This is a genomic window from Cupriavidus sp. IDO, assembly GCF_000812465.1.
In the GTDB taxonomy this organism is placed as follows: domain Bacteria; phylum Pseudomonadota; class Gammaproteobacteria; order Burkholderiales; family Burkholderiaceae; genus Cupriavidus.
In genome coordinates this window covers 1-26,376 of record NZ_JWMA01000012.1, presented here as the reverse complement: position 1 = coordinate 26,376, position 26,376 = coordinate 1, and the positions used below count along the sequence as shown (strand labels likewise).

The 26,376-nt window shown below is 65.2% G+C and carries 26 protein-coding genes, 1 pseudogene and 1 riboswitch; of the genes and pseudogenes, 10 read left to right on the top strand and 17 right to left on the bottom strand.

The window, feature by feature from the left end; translation table 11 throughout:
* Positions 1 to 52: 52 nt before the first annotated feature.
* From RM96_RS04085 to RM96_RS04075, 3 genes are all read left to right on the top strand, one after another.
* Entirely contained in the window at positions 53 to 817 is a 765-nt protein-coding gene (locus RM96_RS04085) for an SDR family oxidoreductase (RefSeq protein WP_039007984.1), read from the top strand.
* 252 nt (positions 818 to 1,069) lie between these two features.
* Positions 1,070 to 2,821 carry a class I adenylate-forming enzyme family protein gene (locus tag RM96_RS04080; RefSeq protein ID WP_039007982.1) on the top strand — a complete coding sequence of 584 codons (1,752 nt, stop codon included), beginning with the start codon at positions 1,070 to 1,072 and terminating at the stop codon, positions 2,819 to 2,821.
* Positions 2,822 to 2,872: 51 nt separating this feature from the next.
* Positions 2,873 to 3,706 (top strand): acid phosphatase, encoded by an 834-nt coding sequence (locus RM96_RS04075; RefSeq protein WP_338011399.1) that lies wholly within the window; start codon positions 2,873 to 2,875, stop codon positions 3,704 to 3,706.
* Positions 3,707 to 3,731: 25 nt separating this feature from the next.
* Here the strand turns inward: RM96_RS04075 and RM96_RS04070 are convergent, their stop codons facing one another.
* From RM96_RS04070 to RM96_RS04060, 3 genes are all read right to left on the bottom strand, one after another.
* Positions 3,732 to 4,205 carry a CreA family protein gene (locus RM96_RS04070; RefSeq protein WP_039007980.1) on the bottom strand — a complete coding sequence of 158 codons (474 nt, stop codon included), beginning with the start codon at positions 4,203 to 4,205 and terminating at the stop codon, positions 3,732 to 3,734.
* Between the two features lie 11 nt (positions 4,206 to 4,216).
* Positions 4,217 to 4,702 (bottom strand): acyl-CoA thioesterase, encoded by a 486-nt coding sequence (locus RM96_RS04065; protein WP_039007978.1) that lies wholly within the window; start codon positions 4,700 to 4,702, stop codon positions 4,217 to 4,219.
* A 179-nt stretch (positions 4,703 to 4,881) separates the two neighbouring features.
* A complete protein-coding gene (locus RM96_RS04060) occupies positions 4,882 to 5,163 on the bottom strand; it encodes an HU family DNA-binding protein (protein ID WP_008651272.1) in 282 nt (93 codons plus the stop codon).
* A gap of 516 nt (positions 5,164 to 5,679) precedes the next feature.
* Here RM96_RS04060 and RM96_RS04055 point away from each other — a divergent pair.
* Complete coding sequence (locus tag RM96_RS04055; protein WP_039007971.1) at positions 5,680 to 6,882, top strand: ammonium transporter; 1,203 nt, start codon at positions 5,680 to 5,682, stop codon at positions 6,880 to 6,882.
* Positions 6,883 to 7,141: 259 nt separating this feature from the next.
* Positions 7,142 to 7,966, top strand: a complete 825-nt coding sequence (locus RM96_RS04050) for a mechanosensitive ion channel family protein (RefSeq protein WP_039007969.1) — start codon at positions 7,142 to 7,144, stop codon at positions 7,964 to 7,966.
* A 13-nt stretch (positions 7,967 to 7,979) separates the two neighbouring features.
* On the opposite strand, the gene RM96_RS04045 is transcribed toward RM96_RS04050, so the two are convergent.
* Positions 7,980 to 9,188 (bottom strand): Bcr/CflA family multidrug efflux MFS transporter, encoded by a 1,209-nt coding sequence (locus tag RM96_RS04045; RefSeq protein ID WP_039007967.1) that lies wholly within the window; start codon positions 9,186 to 9,188, stop codon positions 7,980 to 7,982.
* A gap of 419 nt (positions 9,189 to 9,607) precedes the next feature.
* On the opposite strand from RM96_RS04045, the gene RM96_RS04040 reads away from it, so the two are divergent.
* A complete protein-coding gene (locus RM96_RS04040) occupies positions 9,608 to 10,192 on the top strand; it encodes a hypothetical protein (protein WP_039007965.1) in 585 nt (194 codons plus the stop codon).
* 137 nt (positions 10,193 to 10,329) lie between these two features.
* Here RM96_RS04040 and mdoH read toward each other — a convergent pair whose 3' ends face one another.
* The 3 genes from mdoH to RM96_RS04025 all read right to left on the bottom strand — a co-directional run bounded on the left by mdoH (position 10,330) and on the right by RM96_RS04025 (position 15,149).
* Complete coding sequence (gene mdoH / locus RM96_RS04035) at positions 10,330 to 12,894, bottom strand: glucans biosynthesis glucosyltransferase MdoH (protein ID WP_082016415.1); 2,565 nt, start codon at positions 12,892 to 12,894, stop codon at positions 10,330 to 10,332.
* On the bottom strand, positions 12,867 to 14,456 hold the full coding sequence (locus RM96_RS04030) for a glucan biosynthesis protein G (protein WP_039007963.1): 1,590 nt from the start codon (positions 14,454 to 14,456) through the stop codon (positions 12,867 to 12,869). Before RM96_RS04030 ends, mdoH begins: the two co-directional genes overlap by 28 nt.
* A 351-nt stretch (positions 14,457 to 14,807) precedes the next feature.
* Positions 14,808 to 15,149, bottom strand: a complete 342-nt coding sequence (locus RM96_RS04025; protein ID WP_039007961.1) for a hypothetical protein — start codon at positions 15,147 to 15,149, stop codon at positions 14,808 to 14,810.
* Positions 15,150 to 15,423: 274 nt separating this feature from the next.
* Here RM96_RS04025 and RM96_RS04020 point away from each other — a divergent pair, with 274 nt between their 5' ends.
* On the top strand, positions 15,424 to 15,837 hold the full coding sequence (locus tag RM96_RS04020; protein ID WP_039007960.1) for an RT0821/Lpp0805 family surface protein: 414 nt from the start codon (positions 15,424 to 15,426) through the stop codon (positions 15,835 to 15,837).
* 16 nt (positions 15,838 to 15,853) lie between these two features.
* On the opposite strand, the gene RM96_RS40790 is transcribed toward RM96_RS04020, so the two are convergent.
* Entirely contained in the window at positions 15,854 to 15,985 is a 132-nt protein-coding gene (locus RM96_RS40790) for a hypothetical protein (protein WP_443112236.1), read from the bottom strand.
* On the opposite strand from RM96_RS40790, the gene RM96_RS40785 reads away from it, so the two are divergent.
* Positions 15,984 to 16,118: a hypothetical protein gene (locus RM96_RS40785; protein WP_443112235.1), complete on the top strand. Its 135-nt coding sequence runs from the start codon at positions 15,984 to 15,986 to the stop codon at positions 16,116 to 16,118. The genes RM96_RS40790 and RM96_RS40785 overlap by 2 nt on opposite strands.
* Positions 16,119 to 16,357: 239 nt before the next feature.
* Here the strand turns inward: RM96_RS40785 and RM96_RS04015 are convergent, their stop codons facing one another.
* The 3 genes from RM96_RS04015 to ribB all read right to left on the bottom strand — a co-directional run bounded on the left by RM96_RS04015 (position 16,358) and on the right by ribB (position 18,056).
* Positions 16,358 to 16,585, bottom strand: a complete 228-nt coding sequence (locus tag RM96_RS04015) for a hypothetical protein (protein WP_039007958.1) — start codon at positions 16,583 to 16,585, stop codon at positions 16,358 to 16,360.
* Positions 16,586 to 16,745: 160 nt separating this feature from the next.
* Positions 16,746 to 17,300 carry a surface-adhesin E family protein gene (locus RM96_RS04010; protein WP_039008130.1) on the bottom strand — a complete coding sequence of 185 codons (555 nt, stop codon included), beginning with the start codon at positions 17,298 to 17,300 and terminating at the stop codon, positions 16,746 to 16,748.
* A gap of 81 nt (positions 17,301 to 17,381) precedes the next feature.
* Positions 17,382 to 18,056 carry a 3,4-dihydroxy-2-butanone-4-phosphate synthase gene (gene ribB / locus RM96_RS04005; RefSeq protein ID WP_039007956.1) on the bottom strand — a complete coding sequence of 225 codons (675 nt, stop codon included), beginning with the start codon at positions 18,054 to 18,056 and terminating at the stop codon, positions 17,382 to 17,384.
* A 189-nt stretch (positions 18,057 to 18,245) separates the two neighbouring features.
* A riboswitch (FMN riboswitch) is annotated at positions 18,246 to 18,406 on the bottom strand.
* A 261-nt stretch (positions 18,407 to 18,667) separates the two neighbouring features.
* Between ribB and RM96_RS04000 the strand changes: the two genes are divergently transcribed.
* Positions 18,668 to 19,279 (top strand): acyloxyacyl hydrolase, encoded by a 612-nt coding sequence (locus RM96_RS04000; RefSeq protein ID WP_082016414.1) that lies wholly within the window; start codon positions 18,668 to 18,670, stop codon positions 19,277 to 19,279.
* Here RM96_RS04000 and RM96_RS03995 read toward each other — a convergent pair.
* The 5 genes from RM96_RS03995 to RM96_RS03975 form a co-directional block, all read right to left on the bottom strand.
* On the bottom strand, positions 19,267 to 20,148 hold the full coding sequence (locus RM96_RS03995) for a helix-turn-helix domain-containing protein (protein ID WP_039007952.1): 882 nt from the start codon (positions 20,146 to 20,148) through the stop codon (positions 19,267 to 19,269). The two genes, RM96_RS04000 and RM96_RS03995, sit on opposite strands and share 13 nt — an antisense overlap.
* A 35-nt stretch (positions 20,149 to 20,183) precedes the next feature.
* Positions 20,184 to 21,173: a LysR family transcriptional regulator gene (locus RM96_RS03990; protein WP_039007950.1), complete on the bottom strand. Its 990-nt coding sequence runs from the start codon at positions 21,171 to 21,173 to the stop codon at positions 20,184 to 20,186.
* A gap of 54 nt (positions 21,174 to 21,227) precedes the next feature.
* The gene (locus RM96_RS03985) at positions 21,228 to 22,226 is read right to left on the bottom strand and encodes an amidohydrolase family protein (protein ID WP_238587077.1); all 999 of its coding nucleotides are present in this window, start codon (positions 22,224 to 22,226) and stop codon (positions 21,228 to 21,230) included.
* Entirely contained in the window at positions 22,223 to 23,560 is a 1,338-nt protein-coding gene (locus RM96_RS03980) for an MFS transporter (protein ID WP_039007945.1), read from the bottom strand. Before RM96_RS03980 ends, RM96_RS03985 begins: the two co-directional genes overlap by 4 nt.
* A gap of 78 nt (positions 23,561 to 23,638) precedes the next feature.
* On the bottom strand, positions 23,639 to 24,583 hold the full coding sequence (locus tag RM96_RS03975; RefSeq protein ID WP_039007943.1) for a YncE family protein: 945 nt from the start codon (positions 24,581 to 24,583) through the stop codon (positions 23,639 to 23,641).
* A 258-nt stretch (positions 24,584 to 24,841) separates the two neighbouring features.
* On the opposite strand from RM96_RS03975, the gene RM96_RS03970 reads away from it, so the two are divergent.
* The gene (locus RM96_RS03970; RefSeq protein ID WP_039007942.1) at positions 24,842 to 26,155 is read left to right on the top strand and encodes a hemolysin family protein; all 1,314 of its coding nucleotides are present in this window, start codon (positions 24,842 to 24,844) and stop codon (positions 26,153 to 26,155) included.
* Between the two features lie 132 nt (positions 26,156 to 26,287).
* Here the strand turns inward: RM96_RS03970 and RM96_RS38455 are convergent.
* A pseudogene (locus tag RM96_RS38455) lies at positions 26,288 to 26,376 on the bottom strand (IS5/IS1182 family transposase); the annotation flags it as partial.

The following is a 26,376-nucleotide window of genomic DNA, read 5'->3' as shown; positions in this document are numbered from 1 at the left end:
GCCGGGAACACAGGCGGCCCATGCGCCAGCCAAAGCTACACCAGGAGACTCCATGTCATTGTTCGATCTGACGGGCAAGGTTGCCGTCGTTACCGGCTCATCCCGCGGCATTGGCCGCGCCATCGCCGAGCAGATGGCCGTCCAGGGCGCCAAAGTGGTCATTTCGTCGCGCAAAGCCGAGGCCTGCCAGGAAGTGGTGGATGCCATCAATGCCCGCCACGGCGCGGGCACCGCCATTGCCGTGCCGGCCAATATTTCCTCGAAGGAAGACCTGCAGCACCTGGTCGACGAAACCAACCGCGCCTTTGGCAAGGTCGACATCCTGGTCTGCAACGCGGCATCGAACCCCTATTACGGCCCGATGAGCGGCGTATCGGACGACCAGTTCCGCAAGGTGCTCGACAACAACGTGATCTCGAATCATTGGCTGATCCAGATGGTGGCGCCGCAGATGATCGAGCGCAGGGAGGGTTCGATCATCATCGTTTCGTCTATCGGCGGCCTGCGCGGCTCGCCGACGATCGGCGTGTACAACGTTTCCAAGGCGGCCGACTTCCAGCTGGCACGCAACCTCGCCGTGGAGTTCGGGCCGCACAACGTGCGCGTGAACTGCATCGCACCGGGCCTGATCAAGACCGATTTTGCGCGCGCGCTGTGGGAAGATCCCGAGCGCTACAAGCAGTCCACCCAGGGCGCCCCGCTGCGCCGCATCGGCGAGCCGGTGGAAATCGCCGGCGCTGCCGTCTACCTGGCATCCGCCGCCAGCACCTTCATGACCGGCCAGGCGCTGGTCGTGGACGGAGGCGTCACGATCTGATCCGCGCTGCGGAAGGGCGGCGTCCTGCCGCCTTCCGCTGAGCCCGCTGTTCAGCGGGCAAGCTTCTGCATGTCCCCTAAGAACCCATTTCATTATGAATTGGGTTCTTAGAGACGCTATCAAAATGAAGCGAAGCGGTTCTGGCTAGACGCGCGGCCGCAGACAGTACAAGTCGTACGGCAAGGCCGCGCAACGACGCCAGAATCATTTTGATAGCGTCTCTTAACCTGCAATGCAGTCCGGGAGGCAGTCATGTCAAGCAATCCGCAAGCGGCCCTTTCATGGCCGGTCATGTCGCTGGCCGAGGCGCACGCCCGGCTCACCGCGCCTGGCGCGCCGTTCGAGACCGAAACGCGCGAGATCCGGGGCATTCCCACCACCATCTGGAAGAACGCGCCACCCACGCTGCGCGACCTGTTCCTCGCCACGCGCGCCTTCGGCGAGAAGACCTTTGTGGTCTATGAGGACGAGCGTGTTTCCTTCGAGGCATTCCACCGTGCAGCGCTGACACTGGCACATGCGCTTGTACGCGATGGCGTGCGCAAGGGCGACCGTGTCGCGGTGGCCATGCGCAACCTGCCCGAGTGGCCGGTGGCGTTCTACGGCGCGCTGCTGGCCGGCGCCATCGTGACGCCGCTCAACGCGTGGTGGACCGGCGCCGAACTCGAGTACGGCCTGGCTGACTCGGGCTGCCGCGTGGCTATCGTCGACGCCGAACGACTGGACCGCATCCTCGAACACCTGCCGCAATGCCCGGCACTCGAACGCGTGTACGCCGCACGCGCGGGCGCGGATATCGGCGATGCCCGCGTGGCGCCGCTGGAAAGCGTGATCGGCGCATCGTATGCGTGGGCTGATCTCCCCGAACTGCCGGCGCCCGACATTGCCATCCATGCCGATGACGATGCAACGATCTTCTATACCTCCGGCACCACCGGCAAGCCCAAGGGCGCGCTCGGCACGCACCGCAATGCCACCAGCGTGGCGGTGGCGGGCTTGTTCAGCCCCATGCGCAACCTGTTGCGCCGGGGCGAGCCAATTCCAGTACCGGACCCCGCCGCACCACAGAAAGGCATGCTGCTGTCGGTGCCCTTCTTCCACGTGACCGGCTGCATGGCCGTGCTCAATTCCGCGCTGGTCAATGGCGCCAAGATCGTGCTGATGCATCGCTGGGACGTGCAGCGCGCGATGGCGCTGATCGAGCGCGAGCGCTGCACCGCTGCGGGCGGCGTGCCAACCATCGCATGGCAGATCATCGAACATCCGGATCGCGATCGCTATGACCTCTCGTCGCTAGAGAATATGAACTATGGCGGCGCACCCGCTTCACCGGAACTGGTGCGCAGGATCAGCGAGGTATTCCCGCATTCCGCACCGGGCATCGGCTGGGGCATGACGGAGACGTCGGCTACCTTCACGAGCCACAGTGCCGAGGAATATGTCCTTCGCCCCGACAGCAGTGGCCCGGCGCTGCCCATCGGCGAGATGAAGGTGGTCGATGAACGCGGGCGCGCGTTGCCAGCTGGCGAGACCGGTGAACTGATGGTGCGCGGCGCGAATGTCGTGCGCGGCTACTGGAACAAGCCCGAGGCCACCGCGCAGACCTTCATTGACGGCTGGCTGCGCACCGGCGACATCGCGCGCATGGACGAAGAAGGCTACGTCTATATCGTCGACCGCATGAAGGACATGCTGATCCGCGGCGGCGAGAACATCTACTGCATCGAGGTCGAAAGCGTGCTGTACGAGCATCCTGCCGTGATGGACGCGGCGCTGGTCGGCATTCCGCACAAGATGCTCGGCGAGGAACCCGGCGCGGTGGTCAGCCTCAAGCCGGGCATGCAGGCCACCGAGGCGGAACTCCAGGCATTCGTGGGGCAGAAGCTGGCGGCGTTCAAGGTGCCGGCCCGGATCATCCTGCTGCCCGACATGCTGCCGCGCAATGCCAACGGCAAGATCATGAAGTCGAATCTGCGCAAGCTGTTCGAGGCAAGCGCGGCCTGAAGCCTGCCCGAAGGGCGGATCCTCGCATCCAAAAAAAGGAAACCAGAATCGATGCATCACATGAATTGGCTTCGCGCACGACCCGCCACAGCCGCGGCACTGGCGCTCATTGCGGTTGCGGGCTGCGCCAGCACGAGCGGCGGCACCAACCTGGCTGACGTGCCGCAGTTGCGCCCCGGCGTACCTGCGGGCTACCTTGCCCCCAATGCACGTCCTGACAGCCTTGCGCTGCTTCCGCAGCCGCCGGCCGCGGATTCGCCGGCTTTCGCGCTCGACCAGGACGTGGCGCGCCAGGCCAGCGCCCTGCGCGGCACCGCGCGCTGGCAGCAGGCGGAAACCGATGCCGAACTCAAGTTCCCGCAGGCCGCCGGCGCGTTTTCATGTGCGCTGGGCACACCTGTCACGGAGCAGGCGACACCGCATCTCTACATGCTTCTGCGGCGCACCATGGTCGATGCGGGACTCTCCACCTACGGCGCCAAGAACCGCTACAACCGCGCGCGTCCGTTCATGGCCAACAAGACGCCGATGTGCACGCCGGCCGAAGAGGCGGCGCTGGTCACGGACGGTTCCTACCCGTCCGGCCACAGCGCAATCGGCTGGGCCTGGGCACTGGTGCTGGCGGAGGTATCGCCCGAGCGTGCCGACGCCATCCTGGCGCGCGGACGCGCATTCGGGCAGAGCCGCGTGGTCTGCAATGTGCACTGGCAAAGCGATGTGAACGAAGGCCGCATGGTGGCGGCGGCGACCGTTGCGCGCCTGCATGCCGACCCGGTCTTCCGGGCCGACGTGGCCAGGGCCAAGGCCGAACTTGCCGCGGCACGCGCCAGCGGAGCCGGTCCGGCGCGCGATTGCCAGGCGGAAAGCCTGGCACTGGCGCAATAGCCGCGCAGCGCCCCGGGCTGGCGATTTACTTTACGGGAATCGCCGTGCCCGTCGGCACCGGCACGGCAGTCACGCTGTTCTGCGGGCTGCCGCTGACGATGCGGTCCGAATAGGTCAGGTAGACCAGCGTATTGCGCTTGCGATCCACCGCGCGAACCACGTGCAGGGTCTTGAACAGCATCGACATGCGCTCGGAAAACACATTGTCCTGTTGCTTCAGCGGTGCCTTGAAAACGATCGGCCCCACCTGCCGGCAGGCGATCGAGGACTCCGGCGGATCTTCGGCCATGCCGAGCGAGCCCTTGATGCCGCCCGTGCGGGCGCGCGAGACATAGCAGGTCACGCCGTCCACCTGGGGATCATCGTAGGCCTCGATCACCACCTTGTCCGAGCCGGTCATGCGGAAATTGGTGCTGACGCTGCCGATCTCTTCCGCGTGGGCGACGGGTCCAAGGGACATCACGGCAAGCGTGGCCAGTATCGTGCCGATGCGCAACATAGCTCTCCCGGTCAGTGCACCAAAGCCTTGATGTCGCCCTGCCGTTTTTCCATTTCCTGGCGCAGCGCGCGGCGCTGCTGGGCGGCGGCGAAGCGTTGGCGCTCGGCTTCATCGCGCGGTTGCAGCGGCGGCACTTCCGCGGGCGTGCCGTTATCGTCGACGGCCACCATGGTGAAGTAGCAGCTGTTGGTATGGCGCACCAGCTTGCTGCGGATATTCTCGGTCACCACCTTGATCCCGATCTCCATCGAACTGCGGCCGGTGTAGTTGACGGCGGCCAGGAAGGTCACCAGTTCGCCCACATGGATCGGCTGGCGGAACACCACCTGGTCGACCGACAGGGTCACCACGTAGCGGCCGGCGTAGCGGCTGGCGCAGGCGTAGGCCACCATGTCCAGGTACTTGAGGATCGTGCCGCCGTGCACATTGCCGGAGAAATTAGCCATGTCCGGCGTCATCAGCACGGTCATGGAAAGCTGGTGGGACAGGTCGTTCATGATGAGAGATCCAGATTGCGGGGGCGAGGCGCCGGCAGTTTAACCCGGAACCCGCCGTTGGGCGAGCAAGCGCGCGCCCGGCAATCGCCATGCAGATACCAGCCCGTCCTTGCGCATCGCGCGCAACAAAAAAGCGGCCCTTGAGGCCGCTTTCCACATACATGCTGGACGCAGACAGCTTACTTCTTCTTGTTCACGGCGTCCTTGAAACCCTGGCCGGCGGAGAACTTGACCGTCTTGGCCGCCGGGATCTTGATGGTTTCGCCCGTGCGCGGGTTGCGGCCGGTGCGGGCTGCGCGCTTGCCCGAGCTGAAGCTGCCAAAGCCTACCAGCGTTACCGAATCACCTTTTGCCACTGCCTTCTTGATACTGTCCAGCGCTGCGTTGAGCGCACGCTCGGCTGCCGCGTTGCTCAGTTCTGCTTCCGCGGCGATGGCCGATACCAGTTCACCTTTATTCATGGCTGATTTCCCTTGTTGGTCGTCGTCACCGATGTATCTGCCAGAAGGCAAATCACCGATCGGCGCAGTCTAATCTGCCCTTTGTGGCTTGGGCAATCCCCAGTGGCACCAATGCAACGAAAAAGCCCGCAAATCCTTGCTTGAGGCCGGTTAGCGGGCGATTTCCCCCTCTTTTTCGCCTTGCCACGGCGATTTTTCCGCGCGGCACCAGCTGTCCTCTTGACGGCAGCCAACCACGCTGCCACAGCCGGGTTGGCACCGAAACTGGCATCCCATTAGTGGTGCATTGCACCGTAAGGCGTCATCAATCATTGCCTCATGCCTCAAATTGGCGCATGCCGGTCTCGTCGCCGCCCCTGCAAAGGTAGTGGCCGGCCGGTTGCCACCCCGCCGCCCGCCTTGCCCGGTGGCATTCTGGTGCGACTTCCACCATGCCGGTGCATTCGGCACCATCATGCAGCCGTTCCTGGAATGCTTCTTGCGTACCCATGCTCCCATTTTGAGCATGAGGTACGTATGGACAACTGGAAGACCGGCACCGATGCCATGTTTATCCTGCTTGGCGCAATCATGGTGCTGGCCATGCACGCGGGCTTTGCATTTCTCGAACTAGGCACGGTCCGCAAAAAGAACCAGGTCAACGCGCTGGTGAAAATCCTGGTGGATTTCGCGGTTTCCACCATCGCCTACTTCTTTATCGGCTACACAGTCGCCTACGGCGTGCAATTCATGTCCGGCGCGGAAACTCTGGCGCAGAAGAGCGGGTACGAACTGGTCAAGTTCTTTTTCCTGGCGACCTTTGCTGCCGCCATCCCGGCGATTATCTCGGGCGGTATTGCCGAGCGCTCGCGTTTCAATCCGCAATTGCTGGCCACATTCGTGCTGGTCGGCTTCGTCTACCCGTTCTTCGAAGGCATCGCCTGGAACCAGCGCTTCGGCATCCAGGACTGGATTGCAAGGCTGACTGGCGCACCGTTTCATGATTTTGCCGGATCGGTGGTCGTGCATGCGGTGGGTGGCTGGATCGCACTGCCGGCAGTGCTGCTGCTCGGTGCGCGCCGTGGCCGCTACCAGAAGGACGGACGCATCAGCGCCCATCCGCCCTCCAATATTCCCTTCCTGGCGCTGGGCGCCTGGGTGCTGGCGGTGGGCTGGTTCGGCTTCAATGTCATGAGCGCCCAGACCGTGGACAAGATCAGCGGGCTGGTGGCGATCAACTCACTGATGGCCATGGCCGGTGGTACGCTGGCAGCCTGGTGGGCTGGACGCAATGATCCGGGCTTTGCCTACAACGGCCCCCTGGCCGGGCTGGTGGCAGTCTGTGCGGGCTCCGACCTGATGCATCCGCTTGGCGCCCTTGTTACCGGCGCCGTGGCCGGCGTGCTGTTTGTCCATCTGTTCACGCTGGCGCAGAACAAATGGCATATCGATGACGTCCTCGGCGTCTGGCCTCTGCACGGCCTGTGCGGTGCATGGGGCGGCATTGCCGCCGGCATCTTCGGCGCCCGCGCGCTGGGCGGCATGGGCGGGGTTTCGCTCGGCGCCCAGTTTATCGGCACGGCGCTGGGCATCGTGGTGGCCTTGGTCGGTGGCACAGTGGTCTATGGCACGCTGAAGAAAGTGGTCGGAATCCGGCTCGATGCCGAAAGCGAATTCAATGGCGCCGATCTGACCCTGCACCGCATCTCCGCCACGCCGGAACACGAAACCAACTGGTAAGCACCGCGGCGTCACCAGACAGGACAAGCAGCCTTCAGGCAGCTTGTCCTGACAATTCTTTGCTTGAACTTCCGCCAACGGCATGGCAATAATTCCGTGCCTACGTGCCTACGTGCCTACGTGCCTACGTGCCTACGTGCCTACGTGCCTACGTATTTGCGCCGCGTCAGCGCGCCGGGCTGCTGCAGCTTGCCAGACTCTCTTCGCGATCCTCATTTCTTGCCGGCCGGTTACTGGCCAACAATAAAGGGAAATAACGATGGATGCCTCAACGTTGGAGAAGTTCCAGACTGTGGTCGTTGCCTATGCGACCGAATTCGGGGTAAAGATTCTCGCCGCACTTGCCTTCTGGGTCATCGGCCGCTGGCTGATCCATTTCGTGGTCCGGCTGGTGCAGAACTCGCTGGGCAAACAGCAGGTTGACCCGACCCTGCTGCGCTATGTGGGGTCGATCGTCACGGTAACGCTGAACGTCGTGCTGGTGATCGGCATCCTTGGCTACTTCGGGATCCAGACCACCACCTTCGCGGCGCTGATCGCTGCGGCCGGCGTGGCGATTGGCATGGCGTGGTCGGGCCTGATGTCGAACTTTGCGGCCGGCGCCTTCCTGGTCGTGCTGCGGCCCTTCAAGGTGGGGGACTTCGTTACCGTAGGCGGCGTAACCGGCACGGTGCGCGAGATCGGCCTGTTTGCGACCACGCTCGATACGCCCGACAACGTGCTCACCGTGGTGGGCAATAACAAGATCTTCTCCGACACCATCCAGAACTTCACCGCCAATCCGTACCGGCGCGTGGAACTGAAGGCGCAACTGGCGGGCAGCACCGACGCGGCGGCTGCGGCGGCGCTGCTGAAGGAGCGTGTCGCCGCGATTCCCAATGTCATTCCGGAACCCGCGGTGGATGTCGAGATTCTCGACTTCACGCTGGTCGGCCCGGTGCTGGCCGTGAGGCCATACTGCCATAACGACCACTACTGGCAGGTGTACTTCGATACCAACCGCGTCATCCGCGAAAGCTTCGGCCAGGCCGGCTATGCCGCGCCAATGCCGGCCCATATGGTCGTGATGCAGAACGCGGCCTGACGGCGCGAGCGCTTTACTTCGACGCGCCTGCCCGCCCGTAGGCGCGTGCCAGCATCGCACCTGCGCCGCAGGCTGCCATCACCACCGTCAGCGGCAGTGCCGTGCCGTCGCGCCACAGGCTGACGGCGGCACCGCCCACGGTGCCCAGTCCAAACTGAAGCGTCCCCATCAGTGCCGAGGCTGTCCCGGCGCGATGCCCCTGATGCGCCAGTGCCAGCGCGGACGCATTGGGCGTGATGCAGCCGAGCGCGGCAATAAAGACAAAGAACCCGGCCAGCAGCACCGGCAGCACTGCCCACCCCGCGAGCGCAGCTGCAGCCAGCACCAGTCCCGCCACGCAAGGTCCGATCAGCGCGCGGCCGAGAATTTGGTCAACAGTCCGGGTACGTACGAGCCGTGCATTGACCTGCGACATGGTGATCAGGCCCAGCGCATTGGCGCCGAACACGAAGCCGTAGTGCGAAGGATCGATGCCGTGCAATTCGATCAGCACGAACGGCGTCCCGGCGATATAGGCGAACATGCCGGCCGACCCGAAGCCGGCCGAAAGCGAATAGCCGAGAAACTCCTTGTCGCGCAGCAGCTCGAGGTAGCTCCTCGCCACCGTGCCAAGACGCAGCGGCCTGGCCTTGCGATGGTCCAGCGATTCCTCCATGCGCAAGTGCACGAACAGAAGGATCAGCACGCCTGACGCGGCCAGCAGCCAGAAGATTGCGCGCCAGCCCAGCGCGCCCAGGACCGCACCGCCCAGGATAGGAGCAAGAATGGGCGCCAGGCCCATCACCAGCATCAGCGACGAGAACGCGCGCGCCGACTCATGCGCTTCCAGCCGGTCCCGGATCACCGCGCGCGCCATCACCATGCCGGCACATCCGCCCAGTGCCTGCAGGAAGCGCCACAGCATCAGCGATTCCACGCTGCGCGCCATGGCGCAGCCCACCGCCGCCAGCGCATACAGGCCCAGCCCGAGATACAGCGGCGGCTTGCGTCCGAAGCGATCGCTGACCGGCCCGTAGAAGGCCTGCCCCAGCGCAAGGCCCACCAGGAACGTACCCAGCGTGAGCTGGACCCGGCCGATATCCACGCCCATTTCGCCAGCGAGCGTGGGGAAGCTCGGCAGGTACATATCGATCGAGAGCGGTGCAAGCGCGGTCAGCGAGGCGCAGATCAGCAGCCAGACAGGAAAACGCGACGACTGCGTGGCGCTTGAGGATTGGGTCATCAGAGCAGTTCCGGGGGAATGGTCCGGGTTGCCGGCGGCTCGGGGCCGGAGGGCAACCTGGAATGAGGTGCAATTGTTTCACAACATAACAAACACGGCCTGCCGTGAGCGGAGCCAGGTTTGAAGAAGTCGTTCACGAAACCTGTCCGAGTTGCACACGTGCCGCCATGAAAACTGATGAGGCCCTGCCAAAGTCGGGTTCGGTGAAATTGCCAACCTTGGCACTATTGTTATCAGTGGTAAAGCGCGCAAAAAGATGCCGCTACGGCTGCGCCTGGCAACGCATTCTGGCGCACTCCCGTGTGGCGTGGCTTTCACGCGCAGCAAGGTGAAGGGTACAATGCCTGCCTGTCGGCGACACACGCCGCCGGCCGCGCAGAGACGGACGACAGATACCGGTCCCGGCAACGTTATCCTGCATGAGAACACGACACACGCCGATTACCGCTTCACTGAGCGCTGCCGCACTTGCAGCCGCGCTGCTGCTGCCTGTGCCGGCGCAATGCGCCCCTGCACAGCTGCGGCAGCCCGCATCGGCGTCGGCGCCCGCGGCACCATTCGACGAGGCCGAAGCGCTCTCACGCATGCTCAAGGGTGCCGCCACCGGCCAGAACACCGGCGCCGCCGGCGTGCCCGAACTGCTGCGCAACACGAACCGTCCCGACAGCGTGCTTGCGCGGGCCTGCCGCCAGCTCAATGACGCACTGCCCATCGAGATCGACCGCGAGACGCGCCTGCGCCGCTGCCAGTCCGTTCCCGGCAAGCACGTGCTGTTTCAGCTGGAACTCACCAACTACCGCGGCCCGATGCTGGACCTTGCGAGCTTCGAGGTGAACTATGCCGCGCCGCTGCAGCGCAATATCTGCGCCAATCGCGACGTGGAAATCCTGACCAAGCTGGGTGTGAGCATGATGTTCCGCTACATGACGCGGAACGACCGCGGCGAGCGCCGCGTCGGGGATGTCTATATCACTTCGCCGATCTGCACGGCGGCGCTGCGCTGAAGCTGCCGCCCGGCTCAGACAAGTGCGCCTGCATGGCGCACGGATCGCACGTCATTCTCATTCGCATTATTAGAAGGCTTGCACGATGAGTGGCTGCGCCTGGCGGACTGCAGTCCTGCGCCAGGCGTGTTCCGGCTTCAGGCGAGCCTGGGGCGCAGCGGCACGACATTGGGGGCGCGCCGCACCAGCAGCCGCGTATCCTTCCAGCCGGCGTCCGCCAGGGGCGAGCCCCACACCAGTTCGTGCAGCTTTGCCAGCGCGAACGGATCGCTCAGCAAGACATGCTTCTGCGCAGGCGTCAGCGCGCGCGGGCCGCCGGTCAGCGCATGCTGAACCAGCGCGGCATGCCGCTGCTTCGCCGAATCCGGCTGCACGACGCGGGCCGACACCGTGGCACACATCAGCGCATTGGTGACCGGGTCGACCACGGCATCGACGAAGTCCGGCGTTTCGCCGGCGGCTTCCACATGCTGCTGGGTTTCGACGATCTCCCGCGGCGGCGTGACTTCTTCCGGAATCACGAACAGACCCGCGCGGCGCGAGGCACGTCCCAGCGACACCCGCGACAGCATCACCGACAACGGGATCGACACGGCCAGCGAGCCCACGATCGGCAGCAGCCACAGGATGTACGACGGGCTGAGCCAGTAGACCAGCGCACCCCAGGCCAGGCCCAGCACGGTATGCCAGCCGTGACGGCGGAAGGCTTCGCCCCAGGTGGTCTCGGTATCTTCACGCGGAGGCGATTTCCACGAGATGCCCCAGCCGCTGTATGCCGCTATCACGAACTTGGTGTGGAACAGCATGCGGGTGGGCGCGAGCAAGGCAGACAGCAACACCTCGATCAGCATGCTCAGCACCAGCCGCACCGGACCGCCGTAGCTGCGTGCATCCTTCATCAGCAACAGCACGCTCGCCACCTTGGGCAGGAAGAGCAGCGTTGCCGTGGCGGAGAACAGAGCCAGCGCCTTCTCCGGATGCCACTCGGGCCAGGTCGGGAACAGCTGGTACGGCTGCGTGAAATACTCGGGCGGCACCAGCGCGTGCTTGGCCAGCATCGCCGTGGACAGCACCAGGAACAGCAGCCACAACGGCGCCGACAGATAGGCCATGATGCCGGTCAGGAAGACGGCACGGTGCACGACATGGAAGCCCTGCTTCAGCCACAGCCGGAAGTTCATCAGGTTGCCCTGGCACCAGCGGCGGTCGCGCTTGACCTCGTCGAGCAGGTTCGGCGGCAGCTCTTCATACGAGCCCGGCAGGTCATAGGCAATCCACACGCCCCAGCCGGCGCGGCGCATAAGCGCGGCTTCGACAAAATCGTGCGAAAGGATTTCGCCCGAAAGCGGCCCGCGGCCAGGCAGCGGCGCGAGCGCGCAATGCTCCATGAAAGGCTTCACGCGAATGATCGCGTTGTGCCCCCAGTAGTGCGATTCGCCCAGCTGCCAGTAGTGCAGGCCAGCGGTGAAGAGCGGCCCATACACGCGCGTCGAGAACTGCTGCACGCGTGCATAGAGCGTTTCCCGGCCCACGGCCACCGGTGCGCTCTGGATAATGCCTGCGCCCGGATTGGCTTCCATCAGCCGCACCAGCGTGGCCAGGCTGTCGCCGCTCATTACGCTGTCGGCATCGAGCACGACCATGTAGCGGTACTTGCTGCCCCAGCGGCGGCAGAAGTCGGCCACGTTGCCGGTCTTGCGCTTGACGCGATGCTTGCGCCAGCGATAGAAGATGCGGCCGAAGCCGCCCACCGCGCGGCAAATCTCCATCCACGCATCGTGTTCGGCGGTGCGCAGGTCGGGATTGCCGCTGTCGGACAACACGATGAAATCGAACTGCGCGAGCTGGCCGGTCCGCTCCAGCGATTCATAGGTGGCGCGCAGCCCGGCGAAGACACGTGTCACGTCCTCATTGCAGATCGGCATGATGACCGCCGTTCGTGCATCGGGCGCGATGGGCGCATCGGGCGCGGCCGAGCGCGAGATCAGGTGGCGATCGCCGCCCCTGGCCAGCACCAGGAAGCCCATCATGGCCGTCCAGAAGCCAGCCGAGACCCACGAGAACAGGATGGCGAACAGCACCAGGATGGCGATCTCGAGCGGATCGGCACCGTGGTACGGCAGCACCTTCGTCATGAAGAAAGTCGCCAGCACCGTCTGTGCAATGACCAACCCGAGCAGGAACCAGCGCCGGTGCGAGCCGGCGGGATGCCACTTGCCTTCGGCATCGGGACCGTCATGCAGGGTGTCCCAGGATTCGGGCACCGGCGGGCGGCCGCGCATGCCGCGCCAGGTGTTGCGCACCCAGCCGGTCAGCACATGCGGCGGCCACTGGCGCGGGACCATCGAGCTGCGCTCCGGCGCCGGCCCGGTATTGACGCGCACGGTGCCGTCGTCGCGGCGCTGCAGGAGCGGTTCGCCACCGACCTGGGGATTGCCGTAAGCCATCGTGAAGCGACGGCCGACGGAACCGTAAGTCGCGCCGCCCGGCGCGGTCGCCGCGTCCTTGGCAAGTTTCGACTGCAATTGCTCCATTGCCGCCTGCGCATCCCGGCCATTGACGGACAGGGAGGCGGCCGGCGATGCGTCGGCAAGCAGCTCGGTACGCAATTCGGGCGATGCGGGCAGGCGGTCGACATAGCGCTCGCATGCCGCCGCCTGGACCGGTCGCTGCTTTAGCCTGGGGGTAAGATGTAGCTCCACGTCTCGGATAGGGTTGTATTGCCGTTGCGAAGGTAGCCGCGCAACTCTACCGGCTTGGTTTCATCTTTGCGGCGTATCACCATGGTCATGCGCCATCCGCCGGTCGCGTCATTGCGCTGCACCGACGTCTTGAGCAATTCACCGTTTGCATCGGCCGAAACCACCGGGTCGATGCGAACGTCGGCAGGCAGCTTCCTGAAGGCGGGGCCTTCGAAGTCAACCACCAGCGAGAAGCTGGGGTCGTCCTGCTTGCGGGTCAGGCCCTGGCCGAGCCGGGTCTGCGTGACCCACGACAGTGGCGGCAGTTGCTCGCCGTCCTTCTGCCACAGCAGCCGGTATTCATAGTCGAATGGCTGCCTGGGCTTGGGCGGGTTATCGGGGACCCAGTAGGCCACGATGTTGTCGTTGGTCTCGTCCGGCGTCGGGATCTGCACCAGCTCGACCCGGCCAGAACCCCAGTTGCCGCGCGGCTCAATCCAGCCGCTGGGCCGGCGCTCATACCACGCGCCAATTTCCTGGTAGTTGCCGAAATTCCGGTCGCGCTGCATCAGTCCGAAGCCCTGCGGATTGGTCGCCGTGAACGACGTCACCAGCAGACGCTTGGGATTGATCAGCGGACGCCAGACCCACTCGCCGGTGCCCAGATGGATCGACAGGCCGTCGGAGTCATGAACCTCGGGACGGAAATCCGTAGTCGGCGACGGCTGGTTTTCGCCGAACAGGTACATGCTGGTCAGCGGCGCCAGGCCGAGCTTGGTCACGTTCTCACGCAGGTAGAGGCGGGACTTGACCTCCATCGCGGTCTCTTCGCCCGGCTTGATGACAAAGCGATAGGCCCCGCTCATGCGGCGCGAATCCATCAGCGCGTAGATGGTCAGCTGCTTGTCCGAACCGTTCGGCCGCTCGATCCAGTATTCGACAAAGCGCGGAAACTCCTCGCCCGAGTTGAGCGCGGTGTCGACCGCAATGCCGCGCGCGGACAAGCCGTACCACTGGTCCTTGCCGAGCGCGCGGAAGTAGCTCGCACCGAGGAAAGACGCGAGCTCATCCTTGCGCTTGCCCTGGTTCAGCGGATACAGCACGCGGAAGCCGGCGAAGCCGAGCCCCTTGAGCTTGCCGGCATCCACCTTGTGCGGGCCGTAATTGAATGCCGCCGGATCGAAGCGGAATTCACGCACGCTGCCGCTCACCACTTCGTTGATCTTGACGGGCTGGTCGAACACCATGCCTTCGTGGAAGAACGACAACTCGAATGGCAAGCGCGCCCCGCGCCAGACGTAGCGTTCAGGCTTGTACTCGATCTCGCGATAGCGTTCGTAGGACAGCTCGCGCAACTCGCCCGGCAGGTTCTGCTGCGGCGCCTTGTAGGGCGACGCCGCCAGCTGGCGCGCGCGCGCCGCCACGGTATCGAAGTCGAACGCATGCGCCGCCACCGCAAACATGGCCAGCACGCCGCCACCTAGCCATCCGGCGAGCCGCACTGCGCCACGACGACGGGCGGTCGGGCTGGCGAGCGGCGCGATGAGCGTTGCGGACAGACGTGGCGTGGCTGGTGCTGACATGTATGCCAAGGGCGTGAGCGTAAATGACGTGACCGGCTTCGGCGGTCGGGACGATGGATGAAGACACAGCAAGAGACGGACCCGTCGCGAATCCGGATGGCCCGGGCGGGAACGGGATGAGACTGTCAACGCGAAGTTCGATTTGCTGCGATGCGCAACAAACCATAACAATTCGAGCCTCGAAAGTCACGTTTCGATCACGCAATGTTTGAAACAAAATGAAACCCCGGTAGCCGGAAAGGCGCATGGCACGGGCGTTTGCGGGCTGCGAGGTCACATCGACAGCAGCGCCGTCAGGCGCCGCTGTCCAGTGTGATGCATCAGTACGCGAGGCCTCGTGCCGAGACCGCCTCACTGCTTGTTCGCGCCGTCGCTATACGGGTCGAATTTGCCGGACTTGGCACCATCCGAATATGGGTCGAACTTGCCACTCTTCTGGGCGCCGCCCTGGATCGGCTCCATCTGATCGGTGCGCGCACCAGGAGTCAGCGAGTTGACATTGTCTGTCTTGGCGCCGTCCGTATAGGGGTTGAACTTGTCCGTCTTGGCGCCGTCGGTGTACGGGTCTGCCTTGCCTGCCTTGGCACCATCCGTATAAGGATCGAATTTGCCGGACTTGCCGGGCGATTGTGCATGCGCGACGCCGAGCGCTGCGGCAAGCGCCAGTCCGAGGGTCAGATAACGCATCTTCATGGGAACTCCTCTCGCGGTTGTTGCGCATTGCGCGCCCTGCTGCCGGTGAACGCGCTCCCGCCATCGGCTGAAGCGTCATAGGCAACAATCCACGCTAGGCCAGCGACCGCCGGCTGTCAATGTCGCCCGGCATTGTGCCGCACTGCATCATGCGTGCTGCAGGCCGGCCTCGAGACAGCCACTTGCGCTTACAATGCCACTCAATATCCACGCGGGAAGCCGGCCTCGGCGCAATCGCGCCAACGCCTCCGCGTCCACGCCACAAGGAATCGCCATGCCGTCACGGAAAGCCCTTCGCTCCGCCCTGCCCCGCGCCCTTGCCTGCGCACTGGGATCTTCGCTGCTGCTGGCCCTGGCCACCCCGGCGCATGCCTACTTCGACAACTACCTGACCGGCACCATCATCGGCACCCTGAATGACAAGGAAGCGCAATCGCTGGCGAAGTCGGTGCGCAAGGCGCTGAACGATACGGCCGACGGGCAGGCGGTGGAGTGGACCTACCCCGCCGCCGGAAAGCGCCAGCAGATCGATGGCACGCTCACACCGGTCAGCAGCAAGACGGATCAGGGCCAGCCATGCCGCCGGCTGAAGTCCGATCTCAAGCGCGGCAGCGCCGAAGAGCACTGGGCCGGATGGTTCTGCAAGCAGTCCAACGGGCAATGGAAGTCGCGCCAGGTCGCTGACTGAACCGGGTTCTCCGGCATCAGGCCGGTGGCGATGCCTTGCGGCGCGATCTACCGGCCGGGTCGATCGCTGCAGTCCCGGGCGCCTCGAACCATCTTGGCCGCGGCACGTAGACGGTGTTGTCGGGCTGCGCCAGGAAATGCGGCGACATGATCTGCACGCCGTGCTGGTTGGTCCTGGATCGCGGCGTGCAGCGCGGACAGCGCGAAGAAGCGGTTGCGCGGCTGATCCAGCGCGACGAACAGTTCGTACTCCACGTAGAAGTCCGACAACGCGCGCTGTAGCACGGACAGGCTACAGGCAAAAAAAAGAGAGGCCGAAGCCTCTCTGCTCTATCCGCCTGACTACCCAGCCCCCCGGCCGGCACGCGTGCGTGCCCCAAGAGTAGCCATCCGCGACATCGCCATTGAGAGTCTGCCTGGCTCGGCCATGGCGCGCGGGCGGCGGCGTGGCGGTTTCCGGGCGGAACTTGCTTCCCCGCTTGCCGGGGAGCCATCCGCCCGCCGCCTTCGACAGCCGGCGCTCAGGCGCCTTTATTCGTCATCGGGTTCTTGGTGCTGGGAGCGTGGCTCTTCTTCTTGGCGCTGGTTTTCTTGACCTTGGCTTTGCCGGTATCAGCCTTGGCCGGTGCCGCGCTATTGGCTGCCGCGGGAGCAGCGGGAGTGGCTGGAGTTGCCGGGGTCGCCGGAGTCTGTGCAAATGCACCAGCGCCAAACATTGCCATCGACAGCATTACGATCCACTTCTTCATCTCAGCCTCCTTGTGAGCCTTGCCTTGTCGGTATCGACTGCGTTGACTGTCGCGGCCGGCAGCGTTGCCGGCGCGTCGTCATCTGCATCAACGGGGACGAACGGCCGAAGGTTGACCGGGACAAACCCTAGTTCACTGAAACTCTGAAGTCGGACGGTGTCTAGCGGCACAGCCTGCGAAGCAACTCGCCGGCAATGGAGCCCGACGAAACCGGCTGGAAGGTGCCAGTGTGCGGGCCACGGATGGTGTAGAGCGACTCACCGCGCGCGAAGCGTTTGCTGTACAGCGTCTGTTCGACCACTGCGTACATCGACGTCGCGCAGTTCAATACCATGCGCTTGAGCGAGGAACGGATCGGCTCGCCGCTGGTGGTGCGAATGACGCCGGCCGGCGCGTTGCGCATCACCACGACGCCCACCTCGGGGCCTTGCCGGCGCACGGCCGACTGGTCGAAATAGGAGATCACGCCATTGGCGCCCATCAGCGGCAGCCAGCGTTGCGGGTCCGGTGCAGCCGGATCGGGCGCGGCGAGCAGCGAGCAGCCTTCGCGTGGGGTGGAGCGGAACACGGTGCCGCCGTTCGGGCCCGGGCACTCGTAGAGCCCGGCACCAGCGGCCGGGCGCGGGGCCTGCAGCGCGCTGGCTTCAGCATGGGCGGAAAAACTGACGACACTGCCGAACAGCGCGGCAGTGCATGCAAGAATGCGGAAAAGCATGGAATCGCCCTCGAATTGACGGGAAAAACGAGCCGCATTGTCGCACATGCCGCGCTTGTTCAGCGCTTGTGCCGTGTGTTTTCAGCCGTGCAGTTCGCGCCAGGCAACCAGGTCGGCGATGGTCAGCACCGGCAGCCGGTACATTTCGGCGAAGGCCAATGCCTCGGGACGGCGTGCCATCGTGCCATCCGGATTCATCAGTTCGCAAAGCACGGCCGTCGGCGACAGCCCCGCCATGCGGGCCAGCTCGACCGAGCCTTCGGTGTGGCCGCGCCGGGCCAGCACGCCGCCTTCGACGGCTACCAACGGAAACACATGGCCGGGGCTGACCACTGCATCGGTTCCGGCGCCATCGGCAATGGCAGCCCGGATCGTGGTGATGCGGTCGGCTGCGCTGACACCGGTGGTCACGCCCTCGCGCGCCTCGATCGATACCGTGAAGGCCGTGCCGTACTGGCTGCGGTTGTTCTCCACCATCGGGCGCAGACCAAGCTGACGGACCTTCTCGCCGGTCAGGCACAGGCAGACGATGCCGCTGCATTCGCGGATCATCATGGCCATGTTTGACTGGGTCAGGCATTCGGCAGCGAGGATGAGATCCGCCTCGTTCTCGCGGTCGTCGTCATCGAGCAGGACGACAGGACGGCCTTCGCGCATGGCGTCGAGCGCCTGGGCAATGCGTACCGCAAGCGGTCGCGCGTCCGCCGCTTCGGCAACAGCAAGGGTCTGGATTTCTTCGGTCGGAAAGCTAAGCATGAAACGCTCCTTGAGCAAAGTTCAGTGGGCGTTTCAGGGGAAGGATCAGCGGACTGCCTGGGGGAACAGGAATGCGTCCACGCCAGAACAACAGAGCAACGCGCCAGCGCCGGGAAATGAAAATCCCGGCAGCAGGCTGCGCGCCGCGGTCCATGGCAGCGGACAAGGGCATTCATGCTGGCAAGCTCCGCCCATCTTCTTTCATCCGGACTATGACCGTCGGCCCTGGCCTCACACCAGGTCTGCTGACCTCGCACGGGAATGCGAGCGCTCGCGGGCTCGCCGCATTGCGCGCAAGCGCGCTGCGGCATACCGCCGGTGGGGACTTTCACCCCGCCCTGAAGACGTAACGATGCCGGCGCTGCTCGCGTTTGCCCCGCATTGTTCATGTGGACATCGCCCGCGGCGCTGGCTCGCGAATCTTAGCACGAGTGTTCTATTCGATTGAGAAGCACTTCGAGGGCTGCGGAGTGCGCTTTCATGTACTACAAATAGGTGACGGGTGATGTTTGCGATAGGTGCCGGGCTGATGGCGGGCCCGAGGAACACAGCGCCCCGGGAGCCGTCCCCGCACAGAACTCGACCCGACAACAACGAGCCAGCCAAGCCCTATGCGCACGCACGCCAGCTATGAAAGAAACCAACCCCTCCCGCACGTTCAGGTGCGTCGTCGCCCCGGGCTCTCGCCGGAGGCACTCGCTGCCACCGTTCTCTTGAGCTCGCTGCTGCTGGCGGGTACCGCGCGCGCCGACCCGGCCGTGCAGGTCGGCTATGGCGTTGACGGCAAGCACCACGTCCAGAAAGCGGAAATCGCCCTGCTCTGGGACTCCGGCTTTGCCTGGGGCAATCCGGAGGGATGGCTGGTGGATCTGCAATGGGAGGTCAACGTGGCGCGCTGGCACAGCACGAGTGACAAGAACCCGCGTAATCCCTGGGAGTTCGGCGTATCGCCGGTGGTACGGCTGGCTTGGCGGCGGCACGCGTGGGTGCCGTTCCTGGAGTTGTCAGTGGGGCCGCGCCTGATCAGCGAGACACGCACCTCGGATGACCACAGCTACTCCACCGCGTTCCAGTTTTCGGAGTACGCCGGCGTCGGGATCGCCTTCGGCAAAGACCAGCGCTTCGCCGCCGGTTACCGCTACCAGCACATTTCCAATGCCGGCATCAAGGAGCCCAATCCCGGAACCGGCTTCAGCACCTTCTATCTGCGCTACCGGTTCTGAAGTGCTGGTTCACGCCTGGAAGCCAGATGCTCGAAAACGGTGCGCGCGGCATTGTCGGCCGGAAAGAAGCACTCGATGCGCAGTTCCTGCAGGGTAATGTCCTGCGGAATGCCAAGCGTGGTCAGCGTGGAGAAGAGCGAGGCCCGGAACTCGCCGGCATGGAGCACGACCGGCAGCACGGGAGGGGGCGGCCCTTCGTGACCCTCCTCTTCCGGCAACAGCACGCCACCGGGGCCGACCATATCCGGATGCCATCCGGCAATGCGGTCGAAGATTTCGCGGGCGGTCTGGTCGTGGGCCTGAACCTGCAGCTCCTGCCAGACACGGCGCAGCAGGTACCTGCCTACCTGCCTGGCGTTTTCGATCACCGGCCACAAGCCATCGGGATCGAATACCGTCAGCATCAGGTTGATCCGGCGCCCGTCGTCGCCCAGCGAGGCGGGCTCGCGCCCTTCGAGCAGGAGGTCGAGCATGCGCCGGTAGGCCTGGTTGGCATCGACCAGATTCCAGAACCGGTCCAGCACCACAGCCGGATAAGGCTCCTGCTTGGCCAGGATCAGCGCGATGGCCTGCTGCACCATCTGCATCGGCGGCGAGGCCAGCGCGTGTTCGCTGTACGCCGGCGCGAATCCGCCCGCCAGCAGCAGCCGGTTGCGCTGGCGCAGCGGCACGCCGAGCCGCTCGGCCAGCGCCAGCACCATTTCCCGGCTCGGACGCGCCCGCCCGGACTCCAGGAAGCTGATATGCCGCTGCGACACGCCGGCCGCCAGCGACAGCGCGAGCTGGCTATAGCCACGCCTGCTGCGCCAGTAGCGCAGCAGGCCGGGGAAATCGAGTGCGGCTTCGGAGCCGGGGGTCAGGGTTTCCATGACTGCATTACAGCATGTACTGCGGCGGATGACGATTACTTTGCGGGTAATGACAGCGATTCAGTCAACTCACACGAATTGCCAGATTGGGCCGCACGCACGGCGTCGATCAGCAACCGCATGGCAGGCGTGGCGGCGCGGCGGCGGCGCACCACGATCCCATAGGGCACCATCCGCCCGCGCATCGCAACGGGCAGGACTGCCAGCGCGCCCAGCGAGGCGAAGTAATCCGCGATGGCACTCGGCACGACCGCAATGCGGTCGCTGCCGGCCAGCAGCGGCAGCGTCGCCATGATCGACGAGGTTTCGATCATGTCTTCCGGCAGCGCCACACGGTTATCACGGAAGGTCTGGTCGATGATCTGCCACATCGGCGTGGCCGCCGGCGGGATGATCCAGGGATAGGAAACCAGGGTGGCCAGCTTTACACTGCGCCTGCGCGCCTGCGGATGGCCGGCGCGCGCCACGATGGCGAGGGTTTCCTCGAACAGCGGTTCAAAGGCGAGATCGTCAGCCAGCGTGCCTTCGGGAATGCGCCCGATCATGACGTCCAGCGCATCCTGCCGCAGCGCCTGCACCAGCACGTCGCTGGTATCGACATGCATCACGATGTTCAGGCGCGGATAGCGTTCCTTGAGCGCATGGATGGCGCCGGAGAGCACCGACGGGACCGGCGCGAGGATCGAACCCAGCCGTACCTTGCCTACCTCCCCCGCGGCAATCGCAGCAAATTCATCATGCAGGGCATCCAGGTCCGCCAGCACCACGCGCGCATAGCGGATCAGGGCCTCGCCGAACACCGTCGGCTCGATGCCGCGCGCGTGGCGCGTGAACAGCAGTGTGCCGACCATCCCCTCCAGCTCGTGCAGCGCCTTGGTGACCGCGGGCTGCGACAGCGACATCTGTGCAGCCGCACGCCGCAGCGAGCGGTGTTCGGCCAGCGCCAGCGCCAGGCGCAAATGCCGCATTTGAAGGCGGTTGCGCAGCGTGGCCGCGCTCGGCAGGATCGCGGGAAAGTCTGACATGATGGCCGCTTGGGGTGACTCCGGCAAAAGCCGACTCTTATAGCATGAGGCGGCTCAGCCAGCGACCCCATGCGACGCTGGCATCGGTGCGGCGACCGGGGCCATTTGCGCCGGAACGATGCGGTAGAAGTGCGCCGCATTGGAGACCAGCACGCGCCGCCTGGCCACGGGATCCGGCAGCGCTTCACATATCGTGCCAAGGATCGTGCCGAAGTCCGCGCTCAACCGCGAGACCGGCAGGTTGCTGCCGAACATTGCCCGTTCATGGCCGAACATGGCCAGCACCTCGCGCACGACACGGCGGTTACCCTGTGCATCCCAGTACCCGCCGGCCAGTCCCAGCTCCGATAGCTTGACCGACACATTGGGGCAGGCTGCCAGCGCCTCCATGCCGGCGCGCCAGCACGCCAGGCCCTGCTCCGAGCGATCCAGCGGCAGGCCAGCGTGATTGAGCGCGATGGACAGGCCAGGCAAGGCGGCCGCCACCTGCGCCGCCTCTCGCAAGTGCCAGAATGGCACCCGCAGGTCCCATGACAGGCCATGGTGTGCCAGCCGCGCCAGGTCATCTAGCCAGGCCTGGTCTTGCATCGACCCGGGCTGGCCCGCCACCGATCGGCCTGGCCCCTCCGAGGTCAGCGGCTTGCATCGAATTCCCCTGACCCGCGCGAAACCGGCCTGGCGAGCCAGCAGCGCGGCGCACCCGGGATTGCCGAACGGCGCGTAGGCCACCACCGCGGCGGCCATGCCGCGCCGCCAGGGTTCCTGATGCAGCCACGCGGTCTCATCGACCGCTTCGCGGCGGTCGCGTTCGGCCTCCACGTGCACGGTCGCCAGCACAGTCACGGCGCTGGTGTCATGAGCGTAGTCTGCTTCCAGGTAATCGCGGCGCAGGGCCTCGTAATCGCCGAGAAAGAATGTCTGAGGCCGGTACTCGTCCTGCAGCCAGGGATAGCGGCCGCGCCCGAGTGGCCAGAGGTGGTGGTGGGCATCGACGATGGCCAGGCCCGGGGGCAGCGCGCCCTGGACACCCATAGCGCTCGGATTGCCGTTCATCGGCACCGCCCCGGCAAGGTGGCGGCCAGGGCCGAGGCCAGCACCAGCGCGGCAACCAGCAGGTAGACGCCGGCTCCCGCGCCGATCCGCTCGATCAGCACGCCCGCCGCATAGGGACCGCAGAATCCGCCCAGGTTGCCCAGCGCGTTGATCACGCCGCGCGCCACGCCCGCTTGCTCGGCCGCCAGCAAGCGCGGCGGCATGGTCCAGAACACCCCCGCGGCGGACTGCAGGAAGAAGCCGCTTCCGACCAGCAAGCCATAGGCCAGCCAGGTATTGCCGTGGCACCACACCGAACCCGCCAGGCAGGCGGCGAAGCCGAGCAGCGGCCAGACCACGAACACCTTGCGCCGGCCGGTGCGGTCGGACAGCGTGGAGATCACGAGGATGCCAGCCATGGTGCCCACGTACGGCAGCATGGCCAGCATGCCGACCTGGCCCATGCCGCCTCCGGTCAGGCCTTTCAGGATGGTGGGCAGCCACAGCGTGTAGCCGTAGATTCCCATCTGGTAGAGGAAATTGACAGCGATCAGTTGCCAGATCACGCCCTGCGCCAGGATTTGCGCCAGCACCGCCCGCGTGCCGGGCGCGCCCCGCCCCGTTGGCGCGCCAGCGACGGCCGAGCGCTGTGCTTCCTCGTGCAGGCGGGTCTGAATGTACGCCTTCTCGTCGGGCGAAATCCAGCTTGCCTGCTCTGGCCGGTCACAGGCCAGCTTCCACCATACCGCGAGGCAGACCAGCGAAATCAGGCCTTCGACGATAAACAGCCAGCGCCAGTCGAGTGCGGCAATCACCAGGCCCGACAGCGGCGCGGTGATGATGCCGGCGATCGGCACGAACATGATCACCAGCGCGTTGGCGCGGCCGCGCTCGTGGTCGGGAAACCAGTTGCCGACCATGGTCAGCACCACCGGCAGCATGCCGCCCTCGGCCACCCCCAGCGCAAAGCGCAGCACGAGCAGCTCAGTCTGGTTCCGCACCAGGCCGGTCAGCACCGAAATGACGGCCCAGGCCAGCATCGACCAGGCGATGAAGTTGCGCCCGCTGCCGCGCACGGCCAGCTTGCCGCCGGGAATCTGCAGGAAGAGATATCCGACAAAGAAGATGCCGCCGGCCAGCCCGGCCATGCTGGCGCCGATCCCGAGCGCGTCGCCCATGCCGCCGGGCATCGCGAAGGCGATATTGACGCGATCCATATCCGAGACGATGCATACCATCAGGATCGGCGGGATGACGCGCCACCAGCGCTGGGCGGGAATGCTGGCGGAAGTGGTCGCGGCTGCCGCATCGAGGGCAACGGCCGTGCCGGCGCCGGCTTGCTCCAGGCCTTTCATGTTCTGTCTCCGTATGTCTGTGTATTGGCCGCCGGCGGCGTGCTGCGCCGACGCCTTTTCTGTTGAAACGTGCGGGAGCTACTGCTGCGGCAAAGCCAGGATGGCAAGGCCGTCCGGTTCCTTGCCGGTGGCGAAGGCATGGCGCAGGGTCAGGCCGGGCAGGTCGAGCCGGCTGACGGTGTGATCGTTGAGCGTGAGATAGGCGCAGTTCGGGTCAGCCGGGTGGAAGGCGAGCGCAATCGGCTTGGCGCCAGTATCGACCCGGCCTATTTCGGCGAGCGTGCCGGGGTCGAATATGCGGATGCTGCGCTCGCCGTAGTTGAGCACGAACAAGCGGTCGTCCGGCGACCAGTAGATACGGGTGGGATCCTCGCCAGTCGGCACCGTGCGCACCGTTTCCATCGTGCGCGCATCGAGCCGGGTGAGACTGTGATCGTCACGGCTGGCGACATATAGCGCCGATTCATCGCGGCTCAGGCAGCAACCCTCGGGGCGCCTGCCCGCATTCGCCGCGCGCGGCGCACGGGTGGCATCGTACGGATGCACCAGCGTCACGCTATGCGACAGCAGGTTGGTCACGTAAGCCCGTTCGCCATCGGCCGACAGTACGAACAAATGGCTTTTCACCCCACCAGTCGGCACGACGCGATCCGGCACCGGGCGCTCCAGCGGAGCCTCGAATACCAGCAGCATATTGTCGCGCTCGCTCAGCGCGTAGACCCGGCCCTGCCGGTCGATCTGCAGGCCATGGATGCGGTGCCAGGGCGCGCAATCGAGCCGGGCCGAAGCTGCGCCACGCATCAGGTCGACCGCGATCACCGCGGCGCCGCCATCGCCGCCGTGCGCAAAGGTCTGCACACCATAGTGGCCCACGTAGCCGCACAGCCGCTCGCGGTCCACCACGAATTCATGGGGATAGTCCGGCAGCTGCACGCTGAAGCGGCGGGCGCCGCTATCCAGCGCGTAGGCACTGAAGCTGTGGCCGAATTTCTCTACCAGCACGGCAGTCCATCGGATGTCCATTCTGTCTCCTTGTCATTCGCACGCCTGTTGGGTTCAGGCTTTTCGAAGGCGGCACGGGTGCCGCCGTGGAGAGAAGTCTGGCGCAGCGAGCCATAACTATCTATTGAAAGTTTTATATCAAGCTATTTCCCCAGGTTATCGCTATACGGACCGGACAACCGGCCACCGCTGTCGCCACGCTGCCCGGCGTCGAGTGGTCTTGCGCGGATGGTATGCTTGCCCTTTTAAAACCCCCGCGCGCAGAGGGCGCGCACCCTGATGGAAATAGCCATATTACTGGCGCTGATTCTGCTAAACGGCCTGTTCGCCATGTCCGAAATCGCGCTGGTCACCGCCCGCAAGGCCCGGCTGCAGCGCCAGATCGAAGACGGCGACCGTGGCGCAATCGAAGCGATCAAGCTGGGCGAAGACCCTACACGCTTCCTCTCCACCGTCCAGATCGGCATCACCTCGATCGGCGTGCTCAACGGCGTGGTGGGCGAATCCACGCTGGCGCAACCGCTCGGGACATGGCTCCAGGGTTACGGCCTGGCGCAGACCACGGCCGGCTACGTTGCCACGGCGATCGTGGTCGCGGGCCTGACTTATTTTTCCATCGTGCTGGGCGAACTCGTGCCCAAGCGGCTGGGCCAGATGGCTCCTGAAGCCATTGCGCGCCTGGTCTCGCGTCCGATCGCCTGGCTGGCCGTCGCCTCCACGCCATTTGTGAAGCTGCTTTCCGGCTCTACCCGGCTGGTCCTGCGCCTGCTCGGCACCAAGACCGACCGCGGCCCCGGCGTCACCGAAGAGGAAATCCATGCGCTGCTGGTCGAAGGCTCCGAAGCCGGCGTCATCGAGCAGCATGAGCACACCATGGTGCGCAACGTTTTCCGGCTGGACGACCGCCAGCTCGCTTCCCTGATGGTGCCGCGCGGCGACGTGGTCTACCTGGACGTGGAAGCGCCACTGGAAGAGAACCTGAAGCGCATCGAGGAATCCGACCACTCGCGCTTCCCGGTGGTGCGTGGCGGCATGCACGACATCGTTGGAGTCGTCAGCGCCCGCCAGTTGCTGGCGCGGCGGCTGCGCGGCGAAGAGGCGGACCTGACCGCCGCGGTACAGCCGGCCGTGTTCGTGCCCGAAAGCGTGACCGGCATGGAGCTGCTGGAGAACTTCCGCGCCTCGGGCGGCCAGATGGCCTTCGTGATCGACGAATACGGCGAGGTGCTGGGCCTGGTGACGCTGCAGGATCTGATCGAGGCCATCACCGGCGAGTTCAAGCCCGACAGCGCCGGCGAGGAGTGGGCGGTGCAGCGCGATGACGGCTCGTGGCTGCTGGACGGCCTGATCCCGATCCCGGAGCTGAAGGACCGCACCGGGCTGCGCCACGTTCCGGAAGAAGAAAAAGAGCGTTACCACACGCTGTCCGGCATGCTGTTGCTGCTGCTGGGCCGCCTGCCGCAGACCGCCGACGTGGTGCAATGGGGCGACTGGCGCTTCGAGATCATCGATATGGACGGCAAGCGCATCGACAAGGTGCTGGCCTCCCGTGTCCCGCCCGAAGACGGACCGGAAGACGAGACCACCGGCTGACCCGTGCCCGTGCCAGCCACGGCAGGCGCCCCGCTCCGGCGGGGCGCTTTGCGTTTACCGCCACGTGGCTGACCGCCGGCTCGACGGAAGGGTTTCCGGCCTCCCTGCCGGCACCCCGCGCATTAAGAAGGCCTAACAAAATGACTTCCTGAGGTGTCGCCAACAGATGATGCAACAGGCGATCTTCAGGAATGCTTCATGGATGGTGGCGAGGCGTTCGA

Coding starts and splice junctions, on each gene's coding strand:
- RM96_RS04085 (WP_039007984.1), top strand. CDS start 53: ATGTCATTGTTCGATCTGACGGGCAAGGTTGCCGTCGTTACCGGCTCA.
- RM96_RS04080 (WP_039007982.1), top strand. CDS start 1,070: ATGTCAAGCAATCCGCAAGCGGCCCTTTCATGGCCGGTCATGTCGCTG.
- RM96_RS04075 (WP_338011399.1), top strand. CDS start 2,873: ATGCATCACATGAATTGGCTTCGCGCACGACCCGCCACAGCCGCGGCA.
- RM96_RS04070 (WP_039007980.1), bottom strand. CDS start 4,205: ATGTTGCGCATCGGCACGATACTGGCCACGCTTGCCGTGATGTCCCTT.
- RM96_RS04065 (WP_039007978.1), bottom strand. CDS start 4,702: ATGAACGACCTGTCCCACCAGCTTTCCATGACCGTGCTGATGACGCCG.
- RM96_RS04060 (WP_008651272.1), bottom strand. CDS start 5,163: ATGAATAAAGGTGAACTGGTATCGGCCATCGCCGCGGAAGCAGAACTG.
- RM96_RS04055 (WP_039007971.1), top strand. CDS start 5,680: ATGGACAACTGGAAGACCGGCACCGATGCCATGTTTATCCTGCTTGGC.
- RM96_RS04050 (WP_039007969.1), top strand. CDS start 7,142: ATGGATGCCTCAACGTTGGAGAAGTTCCAGACTGTGGTCGTTGCCTAT.
- RM96_RS04045 (WP_039007967.1), bottom strand. CDS start 9,188: ATGACCCAATCCTCAAGCGCCACGCAGTCGTCGCGTTTTCCTGTCTGG.
- RM96_RS04040 (WP_039007965.1), top strand. CDS start 9,608: ATGAGAACACGACACACGCCGATTACCGCTTCACTGAGCGCTGCCGCA.
- RM96_RS04030 (WP_039007963.1), bottom strand. CDS start 14,456: ATGTCAGCACCAGCCACGCCACGTCTGTCCGCAACGCTCATCGCGCCG.
- RM96_RS04025 (WP_039007961.1), bottom strand. CDS start 15,149: ATGAAGATGCGTTATCTGACCCTCGGACTGGCGCTTGCCGCAGCGCTC.
- RM96_RS04020 (WP_039007960.1), top strand. CDS start 15,424: ATGCCGTCACGGAAAGCCCTTCGCTCCGCCCTGCCCCGCGCCCTTGCC.
- RM96_RS40785 (WP_443112235.1), top strand. CDS start 15,984: ATGATCTGCACGCCGTGCTGGTTGGTCCTGGATCGCGGCGTGCAGCGC.
- RM96_RS40790 (WP_443112236.1), bottom strand. CDS start 15,985: ATGTCGCCGCATTTCCTGGCGCAGCCCGACAACACCGTCTACGTGCCG.
- RM96_RS04015 (WP_039007958.1), bottom strand. CDS start 16,585: ATGAAGAAGTGGATCGTAATGCTGTCGATGGCAATGTTTGGCGCTGGT.
- RM96_RS04010 (WP_039008130.1), bottom strand. CDS start 17,300: ATGCTTTTCCGCATTCTTGCATGCACTGCCGCGCTGTTCGGCAGTGTC.
- ribB (WP_039007956.1), bottom strand. CDS start 18,056: ATGCTTAGCTTTCCGACCGAAGAAATCCAGACCCTTGCTGTTGCCGAA.
- RM96_RS04000 (WP_082016414.1), top strand. CDS start 18,668: ATGCGCACGCACGCCAGCTATGAAAGAAACCAACCCCTCCCGCACGTT.
- RM96_RS03995 (WP_039007952.1), bottom strand. CDS start 20,148: ATGGAAACCCTGACCCCCGGCTCCGAAGCCGCACTCGATTTCCCCGGC.
- RM96_RS03990 (WP_039007950.1), bottom strand. CDS start 21,173: ATGTCAGACTTTCCCGCGATCCTGCCGAGCGCGGCCACGCTGCGCAAC.
- RM96_RS03985 (WP_238587077.1), bottom strand. CDS start 22,226: ATGAACGGCAATCCGAGCGCTATGGGTGTCCAGGGCGCGCTGCCCCCG.
- RM96_RS03980 (WP_039007945.1), bottom strand. CDS start 23,560: ATGAAAGGCCTGGAGCAAGCCGGCGCCGGCACGGCCGTTGCCCTCGAT.
- RM96_RS03975 (WP_039007943.1), bottom strand. CDS start 24,583: ATGGACATCCGATGGACTGCCGTGCTGGTAGAGAAATTCGGCCACAGC.
- RM96_RS03970 (WP_039007942.1), top strand. CDS start 24,842: ATGGAAATAGCCATATTACTGGCGCTGATTCTGCTAAACGGCCTGTTC.